This is a genomic window from Aquimarina sp. MAR_2010_214 (assembly GCF_002846555.1).
GTDB lineage: Bacteria > Bacteroidota > Bacteroidia > Flavobacteriales > Flavobacteriaceae > Aquimarina.
Map to the genome: position 1 here is coordinate 5,303,105 of NZ_PJMS01000001.1, position 17,807 is coordinate 5,320,911.

The window sequence follows — 17,807 nt, forward strand, 5'->3', positions numbered from 1 at the left end:
TCTAAAATTCGTCAATTCTAGTGCTTCGACCGTAGGAAGAAGTATATCGAGCCCTTCGACACGCTCAGGATGACAAGAATTTTGGGTCAAAAAAGCTATTTTCGATACACTTTTTCTCCATTTTATTACGAAAAACCACTCGAATTGACGCTTTTTCCTACAATTAATCAAAATGCACAACGAATTAATCATATGTAATTCTTAACGGCTTATAGATCATTAATGCTTCCTATAGGTTGCATTTTATTAATCCCAGCTTAATTTAGAATAATGTTTGCTTAAATACTTCTTTACTGCAACTATATCATCTTTTGCCGTTAAATCTGGTACATGTTCAGAAAAAGGTATTCCTATGGCTTCTTTCGGATGTTCTTTTAACATGTTTAAAAGAACTGTTGGTAGTTCTTTTTCATTTCTTTCTGGATGAACAGGACAGTTTTTTAAATAAGGATAAATAGTAGTTCCACTAAATTTAAAAGCATTCATACTAACTCGTAATTTACCTTCTTTATCTTTATAGTTATTTACCTCTGCTTGAGGTGGTTTTTCAATAATATCTAACAAATGATTTGTTTCATCTAGTTTTGCAAGTGCGAAACGTGAAATTCGTTCTGAAGAAAACTCCATCGTATCTCTATCATAACTAATAAAAGCATTTTGGCTTGATGTAGCTCTTAATGCATATAACGCATCTGAGGAATATAAGTTATCACTATTACACACTGTATAATAACCTTTGTTCAATTCGGGGTATTGCTCAACAGCCTGAAATAATGCATCTGCTGTACCAAATGGTTTTACTCTTCCTTCAGGAATATATTGAATCGCAAAAGATATGCTAAGACCGTGAAAGTCATTATCCTTATCATTATCGCCATAAAACTTTTTAAATAATTCACCTTGTTCACTTATGATGATATAAATCTTTTTATAGCCTGCAAGTTTTGCATTATATAGCAGATAATCCATGAGAGGGCGTCCATTTGGACCAACACCAATAAGGCCTTTACTTCTTTTATTTGCTTGTTCAATTTCTTCATCGCTTAAGTCTTGGAGTGAAGTTTGTTTCTTCATTCGGGATGAAGCACCACCCGCTAAAATTATTAGGTTTCTATGCATTCGATAATTTATTTTTTGTTTACAATTTTTAGAGTATTCTTGCTCCAGGATCAACCTCAACCAGGTAAGCATCTTTTCCTCCTGCTTTTATAATTTCATCAATAACTTGTTGTTCTTTACCTTCTGGAGCAATAGCAACAATACTACCTCCTCTACCAGAGCCAACAATCTTTGCTCCATAAGCACCAACTTTTAATGCTCCTTCGATCATATGATCAATTTTGGGTAGTGTTATTTTTAGAAGATCCCTTAAAATAGTATGATGTTGATTCATTAATACACCTATTTTTTCTATATCTAAATGATCTTTTTTAAATTCTGTAAGTGCTTTTTTGGTTATATCATGATTTGATACAGCTGCATAAAAGAAAGGTTCTAATCTATCTGGCAGATGATGAGATAATTTTTTTATATCTTTTTTTTCGACATTTTCTATATTAAAATTTTCATGATACATCGCCAATGTATGTATAGCTTGCCAAGCATTTTCTTTTAATTCATTTAAAACACCAATTGTTTCTTTTGGGATACCAGATTCTCCTATAATTAGTCCAGGTATTGGGCGATCAAATAACTCATATGAATTATTCTCTCCAGTTTCCAAATACATGATATTCCCCAGGCCAATACTATATTGATCCATTTTTCCTCCAGGGTTTCCGTGTTCTAAAACTTCGGCTTCATATGCAATTTGTGAAATAAACTCTGGTGTGATTTTATGGTCAGCTCCAAAAGCTTCTAATAAAAACTGAACCCAGGACACTACTACTGCCGAAGAACTAGAGGTACCAGCATTTATTGGTAGATTTCCAGAAATTGTGATATCATATCCAACATTAGGAATGCAATCGTATCTTCTCAACACTTTTAGTGCTGATAATAAGTGATCTCCTTTTTCAACAAATCTAATTTCATCACAAACATTGATACTTCTTTTTTTACCAATATCCGGTGTATTGATATTAAAGGTTCTTTCTTTATTTTTAAAAGCAGTTAATTTAATATGTCTGTTTATGGCACATGCTATTACTGGCAGACCCAGATAATCTTGATGGTCTCCAAATAGGCATGTTCTCCCTGGGGCAAATGAAATCAATTTATTTTTCCTGTTAACTTTATTCAAAATCATGTTATTATAATCCATACATTTTATCTCCTTTAGCAAAATAAAGCCTCTGAATAATATTTAATCATCAAAGGCTTTTCAAATCAGCTAACTCAACAAATATTTTAAAGTTTTAGTTTGGTTAAAGTGATGTCATATGTTTTATATATTTTGTTTTTATAATATTCTATATCCCACCTCAACCTTTATAATTTTAATTATCGTTACTTATTTTTTAATGCCCCTAAACCAGGTAGTTGTGAAAAATCTACATCTGGTTTTACACCATTTGCTGTTCGAGAAAACTCAGTATTCATAGTTGTATTATCATCAAAAAATCCGCAGTTTTTCAAGTAAAATGAGTTTCCATCTACACCACCTGCATAATCAAGTCTAGCCTCTTTCCTAGCGGTTGCATCAGCAGTAAACTTGGCATTCGTTAATTCGTGCCATTGCCCCTGGGTATCATATACCCATTGATTTGCGTATTTTCCTTTTCTTGAAATAAAGCCTGTATGTGTTCTGAAATTTTCTAAAAATGAATAAAACCCTTTTAAATATGTATTTGTATGTGGTCTTCTAAAACTTGCAATTAATTTCCACTCACCTTCTTCTGGGGCATAGAAATATGCTGTGTAATCTGTAGAATTATTGACTGAGGGTTCTCCTTTTAATAAAAATTTATATGTATTTTCAGGTTTCCAATCAAACACCTTATAGCTCTGTCCTCCAGAACCTTCTCCTCCAAAACTTCCACCTGTCACTCCTTCACCTTTACCTAAAAGAATTATTTTATAGTCATCTGGAATTGTACTTGGATCATCAGTAACAAATGGGCTCCATACAGAAAATAATATTCTCCTTTCGGTATCCGAATTAACTTGAATTCCAAAATATCCTTCTCCAAAACCATTTGCCATAAAATAGGACCCAACCACATCTTCTCCTTTAGGTATTGTAACCTCGTTATAGAAATATATAACATCCTTATTTTCTGGCATTTTATAAGTTAAATGAACAGAAGGTCCTCTTCTTCCAAAATGAAAGCTAAAGTCATTCGGCACAAATGAAACACCACTAGTTGTTGCCGGTCCACCGATAAAAACTTTGTTGATATCTCCTATGTATTCGCCTGTTTTTTGAAGTCCTTGAATTTCAATAAAATTATATCCCGATTTAGTTATATCAAACATCCCTATTTCAACATTTTTATAAGTTGTATTATCAATAACTATATCTTTTGTTGTATTACCTACTGTTACTCTAATAGTTGATGGCCCTGTTTCTGATTTAATATTTAAACCAAGATGTAATTCACCTGTTAATTTTGTATGAAAATAAACACGAATAACATCATCTAATGATGTCCAATTATGAATACCAGAATCATGGATTAAAACAGCATCCTGCTCTGTACTATTAACTACCCAACTATTAGCTCCTGGAGGAATAGTTATTGATAGGTCTAATTGATTATTACTTTCGGGGTTAACAGATTTTTTATCCGAACTACATGCCAATATGCAAATGCACATCAATAAAAACAAGATTTTATAAATTGATTTTTTATACTTTTTCATTATTTTATACTCTTCATAATTAGTTAGTTAACTTCATATCGTTGATGCTTACCATTATTATTTACCACAATAACAGCTTTCCTTTTTTGAGAGGTTATTAGCAGCATATTTCTCACATCTTTATCTGCGTAAAATCCAGTTTCAGAGTTTTTTACAGGCTGAAATTCTCCTTTTGAGAGTCCTTTTAGATAAACACCTATACCTGCATCTGCACGAGTGGTTTCTACCTCTGTATGATAATTATTTCCTGCCATTAGTAAATCTTTAATATGATCCCCATCAAAATCTTCATAAAGAATACTATTAATCGGGGTCATTTGAGCTTCTACAGGAAATGGGGTGAATTCAAAACCAGCGTTATAATTTATAAAAACACCAGACCTAAATTCTGTAGCTTGATAATGAATAGCTGATTGAAAAGTTTCTCCTATTATTTCCTGAATATCACTATTGGCAAAATCGCTGTACGTTTTTATCCTTTCTTTTAAGTACGGTATTTGTTCTGCTGTACAATGCTTACCTCTCACAGGAACTTGCTTCGATTTATAATATTTGGCCAACATAATATCTTCTGTACCATTATTATCAAAATCATTTGTATATACGTGAAAGGGTTTTTCTTTTGATGCTTCATGTTTGAAGTTTAATCCTAAATTTCCAGCTATTATATCTTTGTCTCCATCCTTATCGATATCAACGATCAAAACTTTATTCCACCACCCCTTGGTTGACGATAAATCATTATACATTTCTTTTCTAGAAAGCCCTTTTTTATCATTAATAAAAACTTCAATACCCATCCATTCTCCGGTAACGATTAGATCCAAATCATTATCGTTATCTATATCATTCCATTCTGCACTAGTCACCATACCAATCTTTTTTAGATCTGGTGCCAAATCATCTGTTTTATCTATAAATTTTCCATTTTCATTAATTAACAAGTAACTTGTTGGTGCATATGGGTATTTTCCTGGGATTACACGACTTCCTATAAATAGGTCAACATCTCCATCTTGATCAAAATCTGAAGCTTTTACAATAGAACCAGCAGTATTAATAGGTGGTAATTTCAATTCTGATCGATTAAAATTATAATCTCCTTCATTGATATATAATCTGTCTTGTAATAGTGGTGAGTCTGGATCAAACTCGTAACTTCCGCTTACTACATATAAATCTTTATCTCCATCATTATCCGCATCAAAAAAACTAGCACTTACATCTTCATACAAACTATCTTTTATAAAATCCTGCACAGGTACATTTTTGAAATTCCCTTCTTGTGAAGCTATTAATAGTTGTGCAGTTTGGTTATGTGCTCCTCCTATAAAAAGATCTTCTAATCCGTCGTTATTAAGATCTGTTTTTGCTATTGCAGGTCCTGTTTGTGATAGTTTATGTGGTAATAATAATTGTTTATCAAAATCATTGAAAGAGATTTCAGTATGCTCGAAATCTACCATAGATTCTGTAAAAATTGTATTAGATTCTGTATTGGTACTTTGTCTTGCTGTTTTAACACTTTTGACGTAATCAATACTTAATGATTGGTTTGCTTTTATATTCGTAAGATGTTGCTTATTCCCATCAGACCAAATGATCTCAATTTTGGGAACTATATCATCTTTTCCTATCCCAAAATGCAATGTATTCGACATAGAAGAAAGATATCCTCTGGAGTTTATGAGTTGTCGAGTTAGTACTTTCCCATCATTCATATACATTTTTACGGTTGTTCCAACTCCGAATACATTTTTCTGTAATCCTTTAAAGGTGAATTGTAAAAAATTATTATCATTGATTCCTCTTGCATTATTTCTAAGTATCGTTGCATTTTCATCTAAATTATTAGTAACTATATCCAGATCGCCATCATTGTCTAAATCAACATACACCGCACCGTTTGAGAATGTCGGTTTTTCATCTGACCAGTCTTTAGTTATATTATCAAATTTTAGATTTCCTTTATTTTTAAATAAATAGTTAGTTAATTTTTGTTGGGGTAATTTTTGGGTGAATTCGTAAAAATCTTTTTCTTTTAGGGTATTTCTTTTTTTGTTGATGGTGTTATTAATTTCAATGTTCATATCACGATCAACAACATCTCTATAAATACCATTGGTGACATAAATATCGTTTAATCCATCCAAATCAAAGTCCGCAAAAAGCACAGACCAACTCCAGTCTGTTTGCGCAAGGCCAGACATCTGAGCAATCTCACTAAAAGTACCATTTCCATTATTTAGTTGCATTACATTATGCATGTACTGATAATGATAATCTTTTTTTACCATTTCATTAAATCGATCAATAGACATCATAGACATGGTTGTTTTGGATCGAACATGATCTTCTGGGCTCATATCTAAAACCATTAAATCATTAAATCCATCGTTATTAATATCTCCAATATCGCTTCCCATGCTATAATATGAGATGTGCTTAAAAAGTGTGTTCTTTTTGTCTGAGAAGGTTCCGTTTTTATTATTTATATAGGCGAAATCAGGTCCGATAAAATCATTAGACACATAAATATCTAGCCAACCGTCATTATTAAGATCTCCTACCTGTGCATTAAGCCCGAAGCCTAAATCTGGTAGAATTCCTGCTTGTTCTGAAACATCTGTAAAGTTTCCCTTTCCGTCATTATTATATAACTTATCACTACTTCTAAAAGATTGTGTTTCTTTACTATTCTGAATTTTATCTATATCTAGTATTTTACCTGATAAATCAAACTCGGCTGGAGCATTAGCTATATAAACATCCAGATCTCCATCTTTATCATAATCAAAGAATGTAGATGCGATCGATCGATTAGTATCTGCTAATCCATGTTGTTTTGCTTGTTCTGTAAAGGTGAGATCTCCATTGTTTACATATAGCATATTGGCAAGTTTCTGATCTCCTTCATACCAACCTGCTCTATTAATATAGATATCTAAAAAACCATCATTATTGATATCGACAACAGATACTGCGGTATCAAAACCAGCTCTTTTTTTTATTCCTGCTTTTATGGTAATATCTTCGAATTGAAAATTTCCTTTATTTAAAAAAAGTTTATTATGATAGATATTAGAGGTAAAGAAAAGATCTTCTAATCCATCATTATTGAAATCGGCTGCGGCTACCCCTCCACCGATATAGATGTATAAATATTTATAATAATGTAGTTGTTCTGATTCTAATATTTTGTTCTCGAAAGTTACTCCTGTAATCTCTGTTGGTATTTTTGTAAATAATTTCTCTGATGATAATTTATCTATCGGATTCTTACAAGAATACAAAAAGGTAAACATCAAAAATACAATCCAAATTTTATATATATAAATCCGCATGTTTATGATATAAGGATACTTTATTAAATAGTAAAATAGCATAGACTTCAAAAGAAGTCTATGCTACTATATATTAATCATTTTGAATTAATGATGGCTGTAAAATGATCTGTTGTTCTGGGATGAATTCTACAACTCTTGGATGTGTAGATGGTATTTCAAGAAAAGCATTTGTTCCATTTAAATGCGTACCTGGGTATTTTCTATTCATTGTACGACCATTTCTATATACATCATATCTTCTATGCCCTTCATATGCCAATTCTAATCTACGCTCTTCTAAAACAACATCTAATATGGTTTTTCCTATTGGAACATTAGCTAATGTATATGTAGGAATACCAGCTCTTTCTCTAATGATGTTTATATTATCCAAGGCTAACTGATCCGCACCTCTTTTTGCTAAGGATTCAGCTTTGTTTAAATACATTTCTGCTAGACGGGATACCATTGGAGACCAAAGATGTATATCATTCTCTTGCAATGATGCTTTCAGAATATAGAATTTTGGGTGTCCATTACGTTTTTTAAGATCAACACCTTTAATAACATCCTGTCTACCACCAGTACCATTAAAATAATATACGGTTTTGCCATCTACAATTTCAGATTCTACGGTATATGTATTTCCATTATCTTCAAACGTAGTTATTCCTCCGCTTTCAGTTGTTCTTCTAAATTCATATGCATATGCATCATTTACCCAATACACAGCAGGGAATTCATTTTGATCACTATCTTTTTCAGGCTGTGGCTCTATAAATGATTTTCTTGCATCGTCAGGGTTTTTTTCTATTAAATCCAAATATGTTCTCGAAGCATACATCTCACCCCAACCTTTACCTTCGACATTGGCATAAAAAGATCCTATGGTATACCAGTCATCTGAGCCTCCTAAAAGATCTGTAGCAGAGCTTAATGTTACTGCAAAAATAGCTTCTTTATTTTGATCAGGTATTAATGTATTCATTTTAGAAAATTGATCTGTTGAGAGTAAAGCATAATTCCCAGATGCAATAACCTTATCGGCATATTCTTCTGCTCTTATATTATCTTCCTTATATAAATATACTCTGGATAATAATGCTTGTGCAGCTTCTTTTGAAGCAAAAGATGCTCCTTTGTTTACTGTCATCAAAGCTTCTGCTTTTTCTAAATCATTAATGACTTGAGCATACACTTGCTCTATGGTCTGTCTGTCTGGTCTATCTGTAATATCTGATGTTAACTTAAGTGGTATAGATAGGTTAGAGGCTCCTTGATTATAAGGTCTTCCAAATACGTTACCCATTTGAAAATATGTAAGCGCTCTTAGATAGTAATTTTCTCCTAATAATTGATCAGTTTCGACCGATTCTCCTTCTACAATTTTTTCAATAATTACATTACATCCCACCGCAATTTTATAAGAATTACGCCAAAATCTTTCTACTCTAGAATTGGTTTTTATGGATTGATAGTTATATAAAAAGAATAAATGATCGGTTGTACCTCCACTAAGGCTTACATTATCTCCGGCATACTCTGATATTCTGTGTAGATCATCTACCCAACCGTCAAAACCTTTATCACCTTTTAACAAAGCGTAATTACCAATTGTAGCTGTTTCAATTGATTCTGGATCAGAAAACAATTCATCTACCGAAATCTGCTCATAAGGATTCTTTTCTAACTCGCAGGAATGTAGTATAAATGCGATAGCAGGTAGTAGTATTATTAATTTTTTCATACTATTTATTTTTAAATGTTTTTTTAAAATGATACGTTAACACCTAATGCATAGCGTTTTGGTATTGGATACGTTAACCCGGGACTTCCTGATAAACCAATATTATTAGGATCATCATTATCTGGATTACCTGTAACTGCTGGGTCAACACCGCTATACTTTGTAAATGTTAATAAATTATCTCCAGATACATATACACTGAAGTTGCTTATCCCTACTTTACTTAGCACATTCTGCGGTAAATTATAAGATAATGTAACATTTGTCATTCTTAAATAACTAGCATCTTCTAAATAACGAGACGAACGCTTATTAGAATTGTTATTACCGCCTTCAACAGCTAAAGGGTGTGTTGCTATATCTCCCGGCTTTTCCCACCTGTTCCAATCATCTGCTAATACTTGCTGATTAAAGGTAGTGTAGACTCCGTCTGAGTCAAACAATTCTCTAGCACCATTGTATAGTTTACCTCCTTTAGAGAAATTAAAATTGGTAGAAAGTGATACATTTTTATAGCTTAGTCTAGAATCAAATCCTCCTATAAAATCTGGTGAGGATGCATCAACAACTTGTAGAGTAGCATCATTCCAATTACTAGTTTCAGTTCGTTCTCCAGTATCAGGATCAACAACTTCCCATAGTGGATTTCCATTGTCGGGATCAACACCTAACCATTTTCTTATATACCATGAACTAGAGTCTTCTCCGATTTTAAATATTTTGGATCCTCTAGGGATTTCTGTTTGTCCATCGAACAACTCTGTAATTTCATTTTTGTTAAACCCAATGTTAAATCCTAGATTCCATTCAAAATTTTTATTTTGTATAACATCGACCGAAATCGCAGCTTCATATCCAGTATTGGTAAGCCCTCCTACATTCTCCCAAAATCCGCTATATCCAGTAACATCAGGCAAATTCACGAAGTACAACAGATCAGACGTGTCTTTGTTATAATATTCAAACGTTGCGCTTACCTTATCAAACAATCTAGTGTCGATCGCAATATTTGCTTCATACGATTTTTCCCAACTTAAATCTGGATTTCCTAATTGATCTAATACTGCTCCCGGAGTACCAATATATTGTGTATTTAACCTATATGTTCCTTGGTATGGGTATAAAGATGATGGTCTGTTTCCTACAGATCCATAACTCGCGCGTAATTTAAGTTCATTAATAACATTTCTATTAAAAAAAGCTTCATTATGTATGTTCCATCCTGCTCCTATTGAAAAGAAATTACCGTATTGGTCATCTAATCCAAAATTTGAAGCTCCATCTCTACGTATAGAAGCTTTTAGATAATATCGATTGCTAAACCCATAATTAGCAGATAGAAAAAATGATTGTAAAGCATAATCGTTCTTGAATCCACTTATCTCTCCAGTTTCACTTGCTACATTTAAAACTTCTGTTCCTGCAACAATACCATTACCCGTTACATCTACATTTTCATATTTATAATCATTATACTCATATCCTCCTAAAGCAGTTATAGAATGCTCTTCGAACACATTTGAATATTGTAATGTCTGGGTTGTTAATTTGGTAAATCGCTCGTCTATCCTATCACTTATGCTACCACCAGTGGCTAATCCAGAAATTGATCTGGGATCTGTGTATGCTTTTGATTTATAGCGATAATATGTAAAATTATTTACTGATTTAAAAACCAGGTTGGGAACAACTTGATACTCAAAATCAAAATTAGAACTTAGGTTAAATGTATTATTAGAGAAGTAGTTCCATTGCTGATCATGTAAATAATTTCTTTGGTCTCTACCTAACCAATCAGAAGCTTCTTGTGCATTAATTGGTTTACCTTCTGCATCATAAGGATTATCCCAAGGTAGGTTTAGATACAATTCGTATAAGGGAGCCTCTGCAATTTTGTCTCTGTTATCAAAGCTAAATGACAGTTTAGGGCTTATTTTTAAACGTTTCGTAATATCATAATCTAAATTCATTCGATATGTATACCTATCCAATTCATTCCCTCGCAAGGTTCCTGTTTCATTGTAATATCCTCCATTGATAAATAGTTTCAGTTTTTCGGTTCCCGAAGTAAATGATACATTTACATCCTTAACAAAACCATCTTGAGTTCCGTTTTCGATCCAATCATAATTTCGATCTAATAATTCTGGAGCAAACCAAGGTTGAGAATTTGAGAATTGTGTATGATACTCATATAATTGTCGCGAGTCCATAACTTCAAATTTCCCAGTATTAAATGTGTTTATAGCTACTCTTGAACTTACACTAATTTCTGACTTACCTGAAGTTCCTCGTTTTGTAGTAACGATAACTACACCATTTGCACCACGAGATCCATAAAGTGATGTCGCAGAAGCATCTTTAAGTACGGATATAGATTGAACATCATTTGGGTTAATTATAGGTATACTATGTTGTATTACACCATCAACCACCCACAATGGAGTTACTCTACCTCCTAGAGACGAAGAGCCTCGTATTAATATATTTGGCACAGATCCCGGGCTACCACTAGAAGCTCCTAAACGTACTCCCGCAACTTTTCCTTGTAACATCGTAGTCACATCGGGAGTTGTAACATCTTTTAGTTCTTCTGATTTGATACTCACTATCGATGAGGTGATTGTTTCTTTCTTTTGTGTACCATAGGCTACAACAATGATTTCTTCTAATTGGCTAACATCTTCTTGTAGGGAAACATCTATTTTTGTTTGATCATTTACCACTATTTCTTGTGTAATAAATCCTACATAAGATATTTCAAGAACATCTTTTTCTTTCGTGTTTATGGTATAATTTCCATCAAAATCTGACGTAGTTCCTTTTGTAGTGTTTTTAATTATAACAGAAGCTCCTACAACAGGTCTGCCTGATGTGTCATAAACTGTTCCCGTTATCGTTTTTTCTTGAGCTAATATGTTACTTGTAAGAGTACATATAAGGATCAATAGGGTAATCTTTAATTTTTCCATATATTATGATTTAGTGATTTAATATTTACTTTTTATCCAATTATAAGGTTTACGTTTTACCCACATACCTCTTGTGAAATCGGGAAAATCTTGTGGTTCTCCATTATTTTCTATAGATAATTCTGATAGCGGTGTAATTGAGCTCCAAGCTGCTGCATCATAAACATCAAGAGGTGGTGCAATATTTTCTTTTGCCGATTCTACAAACGCGTTTAGAACAAAGAAATCCATTCCTCCATGCCCTGCTCCTGTAGCTAATTCGCCATATTTTTGCCATAAGGGATGATCATATTTTTTGAGCCATTGATCTGCATCATCCCATTGATGTGGTTTTGATTGTCCTTCGATATACATTCGACTACCATCAACTTCCCATAATCCATTAGCTCCTTGTACTCTAAACCCTAATGAATAAGGTCTTGGCAAATTACAATCATGTGTTACAATGATCGTTTCTCCTTTAGCGGTTTCGATTGTTGTTGTAATAACATCTCCTTGCTTAAATTTCACTTTTGCATTTGGATGCTCTTTCCCACCATGTTTTACGATATAGTTATGTAATCCAATAGCTTTTGTTGCATTAGAGCTTAATGAAGTAAAACGATTACCTCTATTAATATCACACATTGTAGCAATCGGTCCTACACCATGAGTAGGATACACATCTCCATTTCTTAGCACAGAATGCTGAGTTCTCCATTTGGATTCTGATATTCCTTTCTCTCCAAACTCAACGCCTTTACCATAGGCAGATTTTCCATCATTTAATTTTACAAAGCGTAAGTCATGCTGATAACCACATCTAAAATGGAGCAATTCTCCAAAAACATTTTGCTTCACCATATTTAGAACAGCAAGGACGTCTCTACGATAGTTTACATTTTCTAAGATCATTAAATGTGACCCAGTTGCTTCATGTGTATTCACCAAATCCCAACATTCTTCAATAGTATTAGCCGCAGAAACTTCTAAACCAGTATATTTCCCTGCTTTCATAGCATCTACAGCCATTTTAGTGTGCCATAACCATGGTGTAGATATTATCACTGCATCTACATCCTCTAATTCTAGTAAATTTCTGTAGTCGTGATCACTGTTTCCAAAAACTTTTGGTTTTGAAAAATTAGCTTCATCAATTTTCTTTAAAGCTATTTTTATTCGTTCAGGATCTATATCACAGATAGCAGTTATATCTATATCTTTTCTATTAAGAGCATTGTTAAAATGATTCATCCCTCTTAATCCAACTCCAATAAAAGCTAACCTAAGCTTCTTATCAGTTAAGTTAGTCATCGCTCCAAAAGACAAGTTGGGTAGTAGTGATACACCTGCACTGGCAAGTGCTGTTTTTTTAACAAAATTTCGTCTAGAATTCATTTAAGTTATTTTATTGTTAAACTATTAGAATTCAAATATGACGGATACATTCCTTATTCAAGATGATATTTTAAGCATTTAGGAGTATTATTTAAGATCTAATGATGACAATGCATATTTTATCCTCCTTTTTGACGAATTAGACTACTTTAGAGGGTGCTCTTCGAGTCTTCAAAAATCATTTTTAGTGATTTTTATTAATACCTTTAACATTACTTTAAAAGATAGTTGATTATAATTGTTAAAAAATTATAATTAAAATACAAACCATAATTATTTAGGAGGCACCTCATATATGTAGTTTTCATATTAATACAATTTATGAGGTATTGTATTATCAAATAATTAAAGTACGGCACTAAAAAGTATGTTATTAAAAAGGTATGTTATGTTTGGATTAAGAGGCTATTCTTTGTTAGGTATTTTTATATGGTGTGTCTCTTTCTTACACGGTCAAAATCATACAAGTTTTAGACATCTCTCACCTATAAACGATAACAAATTTGTTATCCCCACTAAAACGGCACAGGGTTCATTTGATAATATTTGGATGTTATGTGCCGATGGAATATTGGTCTATAATGGTTATGATTATAAACTCATTAAAAACAAGATGATTTTTCCGAATATTGATCATAATGATTTTATAAAGAATATGCTTGTTGATCACAACAAAAATATATGGGTAACCTCTCAATTTGGATTGATATCAAGATATGTAGCTATAACTAATCAATTTGAAGATATAACTCCTTTGTTACCTAAAAATGATGGCATAAGTTCAATTGTTACAAAAAAGGAAAGTATCTGGTTGGCTTCTAAACTTGGTAATATTTACCAATATATTGATTCTAAAATGAACTTTATCGCTACAATTTCCCATAAGGGTTCTGAAGTCAAGAACATTATAGACATTGATGTATTAAATTCTTCAGAAGTATATGTCGGTACTAACAGTGGTACAATTTATAGTTATTCTCTAAAAACAGAACAGGTAACTGAATTAATTGGGCCATTTACTAACTATCCCGGAAATATTATCCTTGCCGCAGATCTTAATAATAAACTTTGGGTAGGAACCGAAACTTATGGATTATTTGTCTATGACCCTATTAGTAAACAGTTTATAGAAGATTCTTTTTTTGAGCAAGAGAAGTTTAATATCAATAAAGAGATGTTCTTGTCATTGTTTTGCAGTAAAGATGGATATATGTGGGGAGGAACAGATGGAGGTGGATTATACAAAGTAAATATAAACAGCGGAGAGGTTGATTTGTTTACACGGCAATATTCCAATGAATTTTCTTTAAGTAGTAATACCATTTTGGACATCAATGAAGATAACCACAGAAATATGTGGATTACTACAAACTATGGTAAACTTAATATTCTTCCTAACAGAAATAATAATATTAGATACCACGAAGGCTCTGTTAATAACACACCTCTTAGAGTATTAAGCATTTTAAAAAGCTCTAAAGATGTTTTATGGATAGGGACAGATGGATCTGGATTAACAAAAGTAACCTATACTACTGACGGAACTACAAAAGAGAAGAGCTACTTTAGTGACATATCCTTAAATAGAGGATTTTATATTCAATCTATAACAGAAGATAACCTATCAAATGTTTGGTTTGGAACTTATAAGAATGGTTTATGGCATCACAATACAAGTAACAATACTTTTCAAAAGATAAGTGTTTATAATTCGAATAAACAGGAAGCAACTGATATAAGAACCGTTTTTTCTGATTCTAAAGGGCGGATCTGGATAGGATCAAACCTTTCGATTAACATTTACTCTCCTGATTTGAAACTCATAGCAGTTTTCGACAATAATTCTAAAGGACTAAAAGGCCCTAACACAGAAAGTATTCTAGAAGATAGAAATGGTATAATTTGGTTAGGACTTTATAATGGGGGATTATTTCAATTTAATGAACATCATACTAATATAAGTAACTCTACATTTATTGATTATTCACAAAAAAACAAAAACTACAAAGATGAAATTCGCGCTGTAAAATCTATGGTTCTTGGCAACCCTGGAGAAATTTGGTTAATTAACAGATTAGGTAAATTATTAAAATTTAATACTAAAGATAAGACCTATACTACATTTGAACATATAGAATCTATTGGAGAAAAAAGTTTTATAGCAATTCTTAAAGATAATAATGATGATTTATGGATGAGCTCTAAAAATAATGGTATAAGTCATTTAGATGTTAAGAATCTTGTTCTAAAAACGTATTACGATACTGATGGACTTCAAGACAATGTTTTTCTACAGAGAAGTAATTTTAAGGATGAACAAGGTCTTTTGTACTTTGGAGGTGTCAAAGGATTAAATAGCTTTGACCCAAAACATCTAAATAAAAAAGCATCGAATACCAGATTATATATAAATAGCATAGAAATACTTAACCAACCCGTTTATTCATTATTACCTAATAAAACTACTACTGGAATAGCTAATACTGAATCTCTAAAACTAAAACATAATCAATCTCATTTTTCATTTAGGTTTTATGCAATAGGTAATATTTTAAACCCAAGTTACTATTATACATATAGATTAAAAGGGTTCGATAAAAATTGGATAACCAGCCGATCAGAACGCTTAGCTACTTATACAAATATCCCTCCCGGAAACTACACTTTTGAGGTTAAAACGGGAACAAAAAAAGGAGTTTGGGAACTTCCCGAAAAAAAAATAGCGATCACAATACAGCAACCTATATGGAATACACCTTGGGCTTACATTTTTTATCTGTTTATTTTCATACTAGCAATATATGGGGTAAGGCGATGGTACTCCATGAGAAAAAATTTATTTCTAGAAAAAGTTAGTCATAAAAAAGAAACTGAATTACACGATTTGAAAATGAATTTCTTTGCAAAAATGTCTCATGAAATTCAGACACCAATTACATTGATCCTTGGGCCTATTGATGACATGTTAAAAAAGGCCGAAAAGAATGGAAATCTGTTATTAAAACAGCGTTTAGAAATCATGTCATATAACACCAAACGCCTTTCTAAGATCGCACAAGAATTAACACTAGTTAGAAATAAAGAATTAGAAACCTTAAGATTAACTGTTACCAAAAATAATTTATGTAAAGACATAGAAAATATTTCTATCTCGTTTAAGGAGTTGGCAAGAAAAAGAAAAATTGATTTTATAGTGAATTGCCCCAAGAACTTGACTGCAACTTGGTATGACAAAGAGAAACTGGAACATGTAATATACAATTTACTCTCTAATGCCTTTAAATTTACTCCCAAAGAGGGTAATATTATCTTAAATATCGTACCAGTCAACAATAAAAAGTTCATAAAATTATCTGTTATAGATTCTGGACCAGGAATTCCCGATGAAGAACTACAGCACATTTTTAAGCTATTTTACCAATCTGATATCGGTAAAAAAAATAAAGGCACAGGTATAGGATTAGCACTCACAAAAGAATTAGTGAATTTACACAGAGGTAAAATCAAAGTTAACTCTAATCCTATAGAGGGTACTACATTTATCATTAAATTTCCAATAACAGAAAATGCATATACAGAAACCGAAAGAATCATAACCGATGATACTGAAGAACCTAATAATTTTTCTATAGTAGAAAATAACACTTTAATTAAAGAAAAAGAATTAGATCTATCGAAGAAAACTATTTTAATAGTAGAAGACAATTTTGATCTACAAGCTTTTCTAAAAGAGCTTTTACAACTTAAATACAACATCATCATGGCCGAAAATGGTGAAGAAGGTTATTATTATGCTAAAAATAATTTACCAGATCTTATTTTAAGTGATATAGTCATGCCTAAACTAGATGGCATAGAAATGAGCAAAAAGCTTCAAAAAGATCCGGTAACTATGCATATACCCATCATATTACTTACAGCCAAAAATTCTACAAACGCTAAAATATCAGGACTAAAATCTGGTGCTATAGAATATATCAATAAACCATTCAATACTAATGAATTGTTGTTGAAGGTAAAAAATATTATTTCTTCTAAAGAATATATAATATCAAAATATCGTAAAGAAATTATCAGTAGTCCTAAAGTGAAATTAGAAAAATCACAAGACGAAATTTTTCTTGAAAACCTTGTGTCTAACATCAATCTAAGGCTAGATGATGCCGATTTTAAAATGGAAGAACTTGCTGAATCCTTACACATGGGATATTCTAGTCTTTACCGAAAATGCCATGCATTAACAGGGAATAGTTTAGTTGATTTTGTGCGGTTGCTTCGTTTAAAAAAGGCTGCTGTTTTAATTACAAAATACGGGTATAATATTTCTGAAGCATCCTTCATGACAGGATTTAATGACCCAAAATACTTTTCGAAATGCTTTAAGAAATATTTTAAAAAAACACCTATCGCTTTTAAAAAGGAAGCTAATAAAATAGGTGCTATTACTTATCTGAAAAAACATGGAGTAGATACTACTTTTTAATACATAAATGTATCTCAAAAACCTTATCATCAAGTCTTCTTCAATGCCAAAAGCTACACTAATTATAGATAGTAACAGAAGAAGTGTTTTTTCTTTAG

At 32.1% G+C, this 17,807-nt stretch carries 8 protein-coding genes; 1 reads left to right on the plus strand and 7 read right to left on the minus strand.

Annotated elements, in window-relative coordinates; translation table 11 throughout:
- Positions 1 to 246: 246 nt before the first annotated feature.
- The 7 genes from ATE84_RS22785 to ATE84_RS22815 form a co-directional block, all read right to left on the minus strand.
- Complete coding sequence (locus ATE84_RS22785; RefSeq protein WP_101450126.1) at positions 247 to 1,119, minus strand: sugar phosphate nucleotidyltransferase; 873 nt, start codon at positions 1,117 to 1,119, stop codon at positions 247 to 249.
- A 28-nt stretch (positions 1,120 to 1,147) separates the two neighbouring features.
- Complete coding sequence (locus ATE84_RS22790; protein ID WP_233195880.1) at positions 1,148 to 2,263, minus strand: mevalonate kinase; 1,116 nt, start codon at positions 2,261 to 2,263, stop codon at positions 1,148 to 1,150.
- A gap of 185 nt (positions 2,264 to 2,448) precedes the next feature.
- Positions 2,449 to 3,804, minus strand: a complete 1,356-nt coding sequence (locus ATE84_RS22795) for a DUF3472 domain-containing protein (protein ID WP_101450127.1) — start codon at positions 3,802 to 3,804, stop codon at positions 2,449 to 2,451.
- A gap of 23 nt (positions 3,805 to 3,827) precedes the next feature.
- Complete coding sequence (locus ATE84_RS22800; RefSeq protein ID WP_101450128.1) at positions 3,828 to 7,148, minus strand: VCBS repeat-containing protein; 3,321 nt, start codon at positions 7,146 to 7,148, stop codon at positions 3,828 to 3,830.
- 73 nt (positions 7,149 to 7,221) lie between these two features.
- Entirely contained in the window at positions 7,222 to 8,877 is a 1,656-nt protein-coding gene (locus tag ATE84_RS22805) for a RagB/SusD family nutrient uptake outer membrane protein (protein ID WP_101450129.1), read from the minus strand.
- Positions 8,878 to 8,900: 23 nt separating this feature from the next.
- On the minus strand, positions 8,901 to 11,849 hold the full coding sequence (locus ATE84_RS22810) for a TonB-dependent receptor (RefSeq protein ID WP_101450130.1): 2,949 nt from the start codon (positions 11,847 to 11,849) through the stop codon (positions 8,901 to 8,903).
- An 18-nt stretch (positions 11,850 to 11,867) separates the two neighbouring features.
- Positions 11,868 to 13,226 carry a Gfo/Idh/MocA family protein gene (locus tag ATE84_RS22815; protein WP_101450131.1) on the minus strand — a complete coding sequence of 453 codons (1,359 nt, stop codon included), beginning with the start codon at positions 13,224 to 13,226 and terminating at the stop codon, positions 11,868 to 11,870.
- Positions 13,227 to 13,614: 388 nt separating this feature from the next.
- On the opposite strand from ATE84_RS22815, the gene ATE84_RS22820 reads away from it, so the two are divergent.
- Positions 13,615 to 17,709, plus strand: a complete 4,095-nt coding sequence (locus tag ATE84_RS22820; protein ID WP_158237322.1) for an ATP-binding protein — start codon at positions 13,615 to 13,617, stop codon at positions 17,707 to 17,709.
- Positions 17,710 to 17,807: the final 98 nt, after the last annotated feature.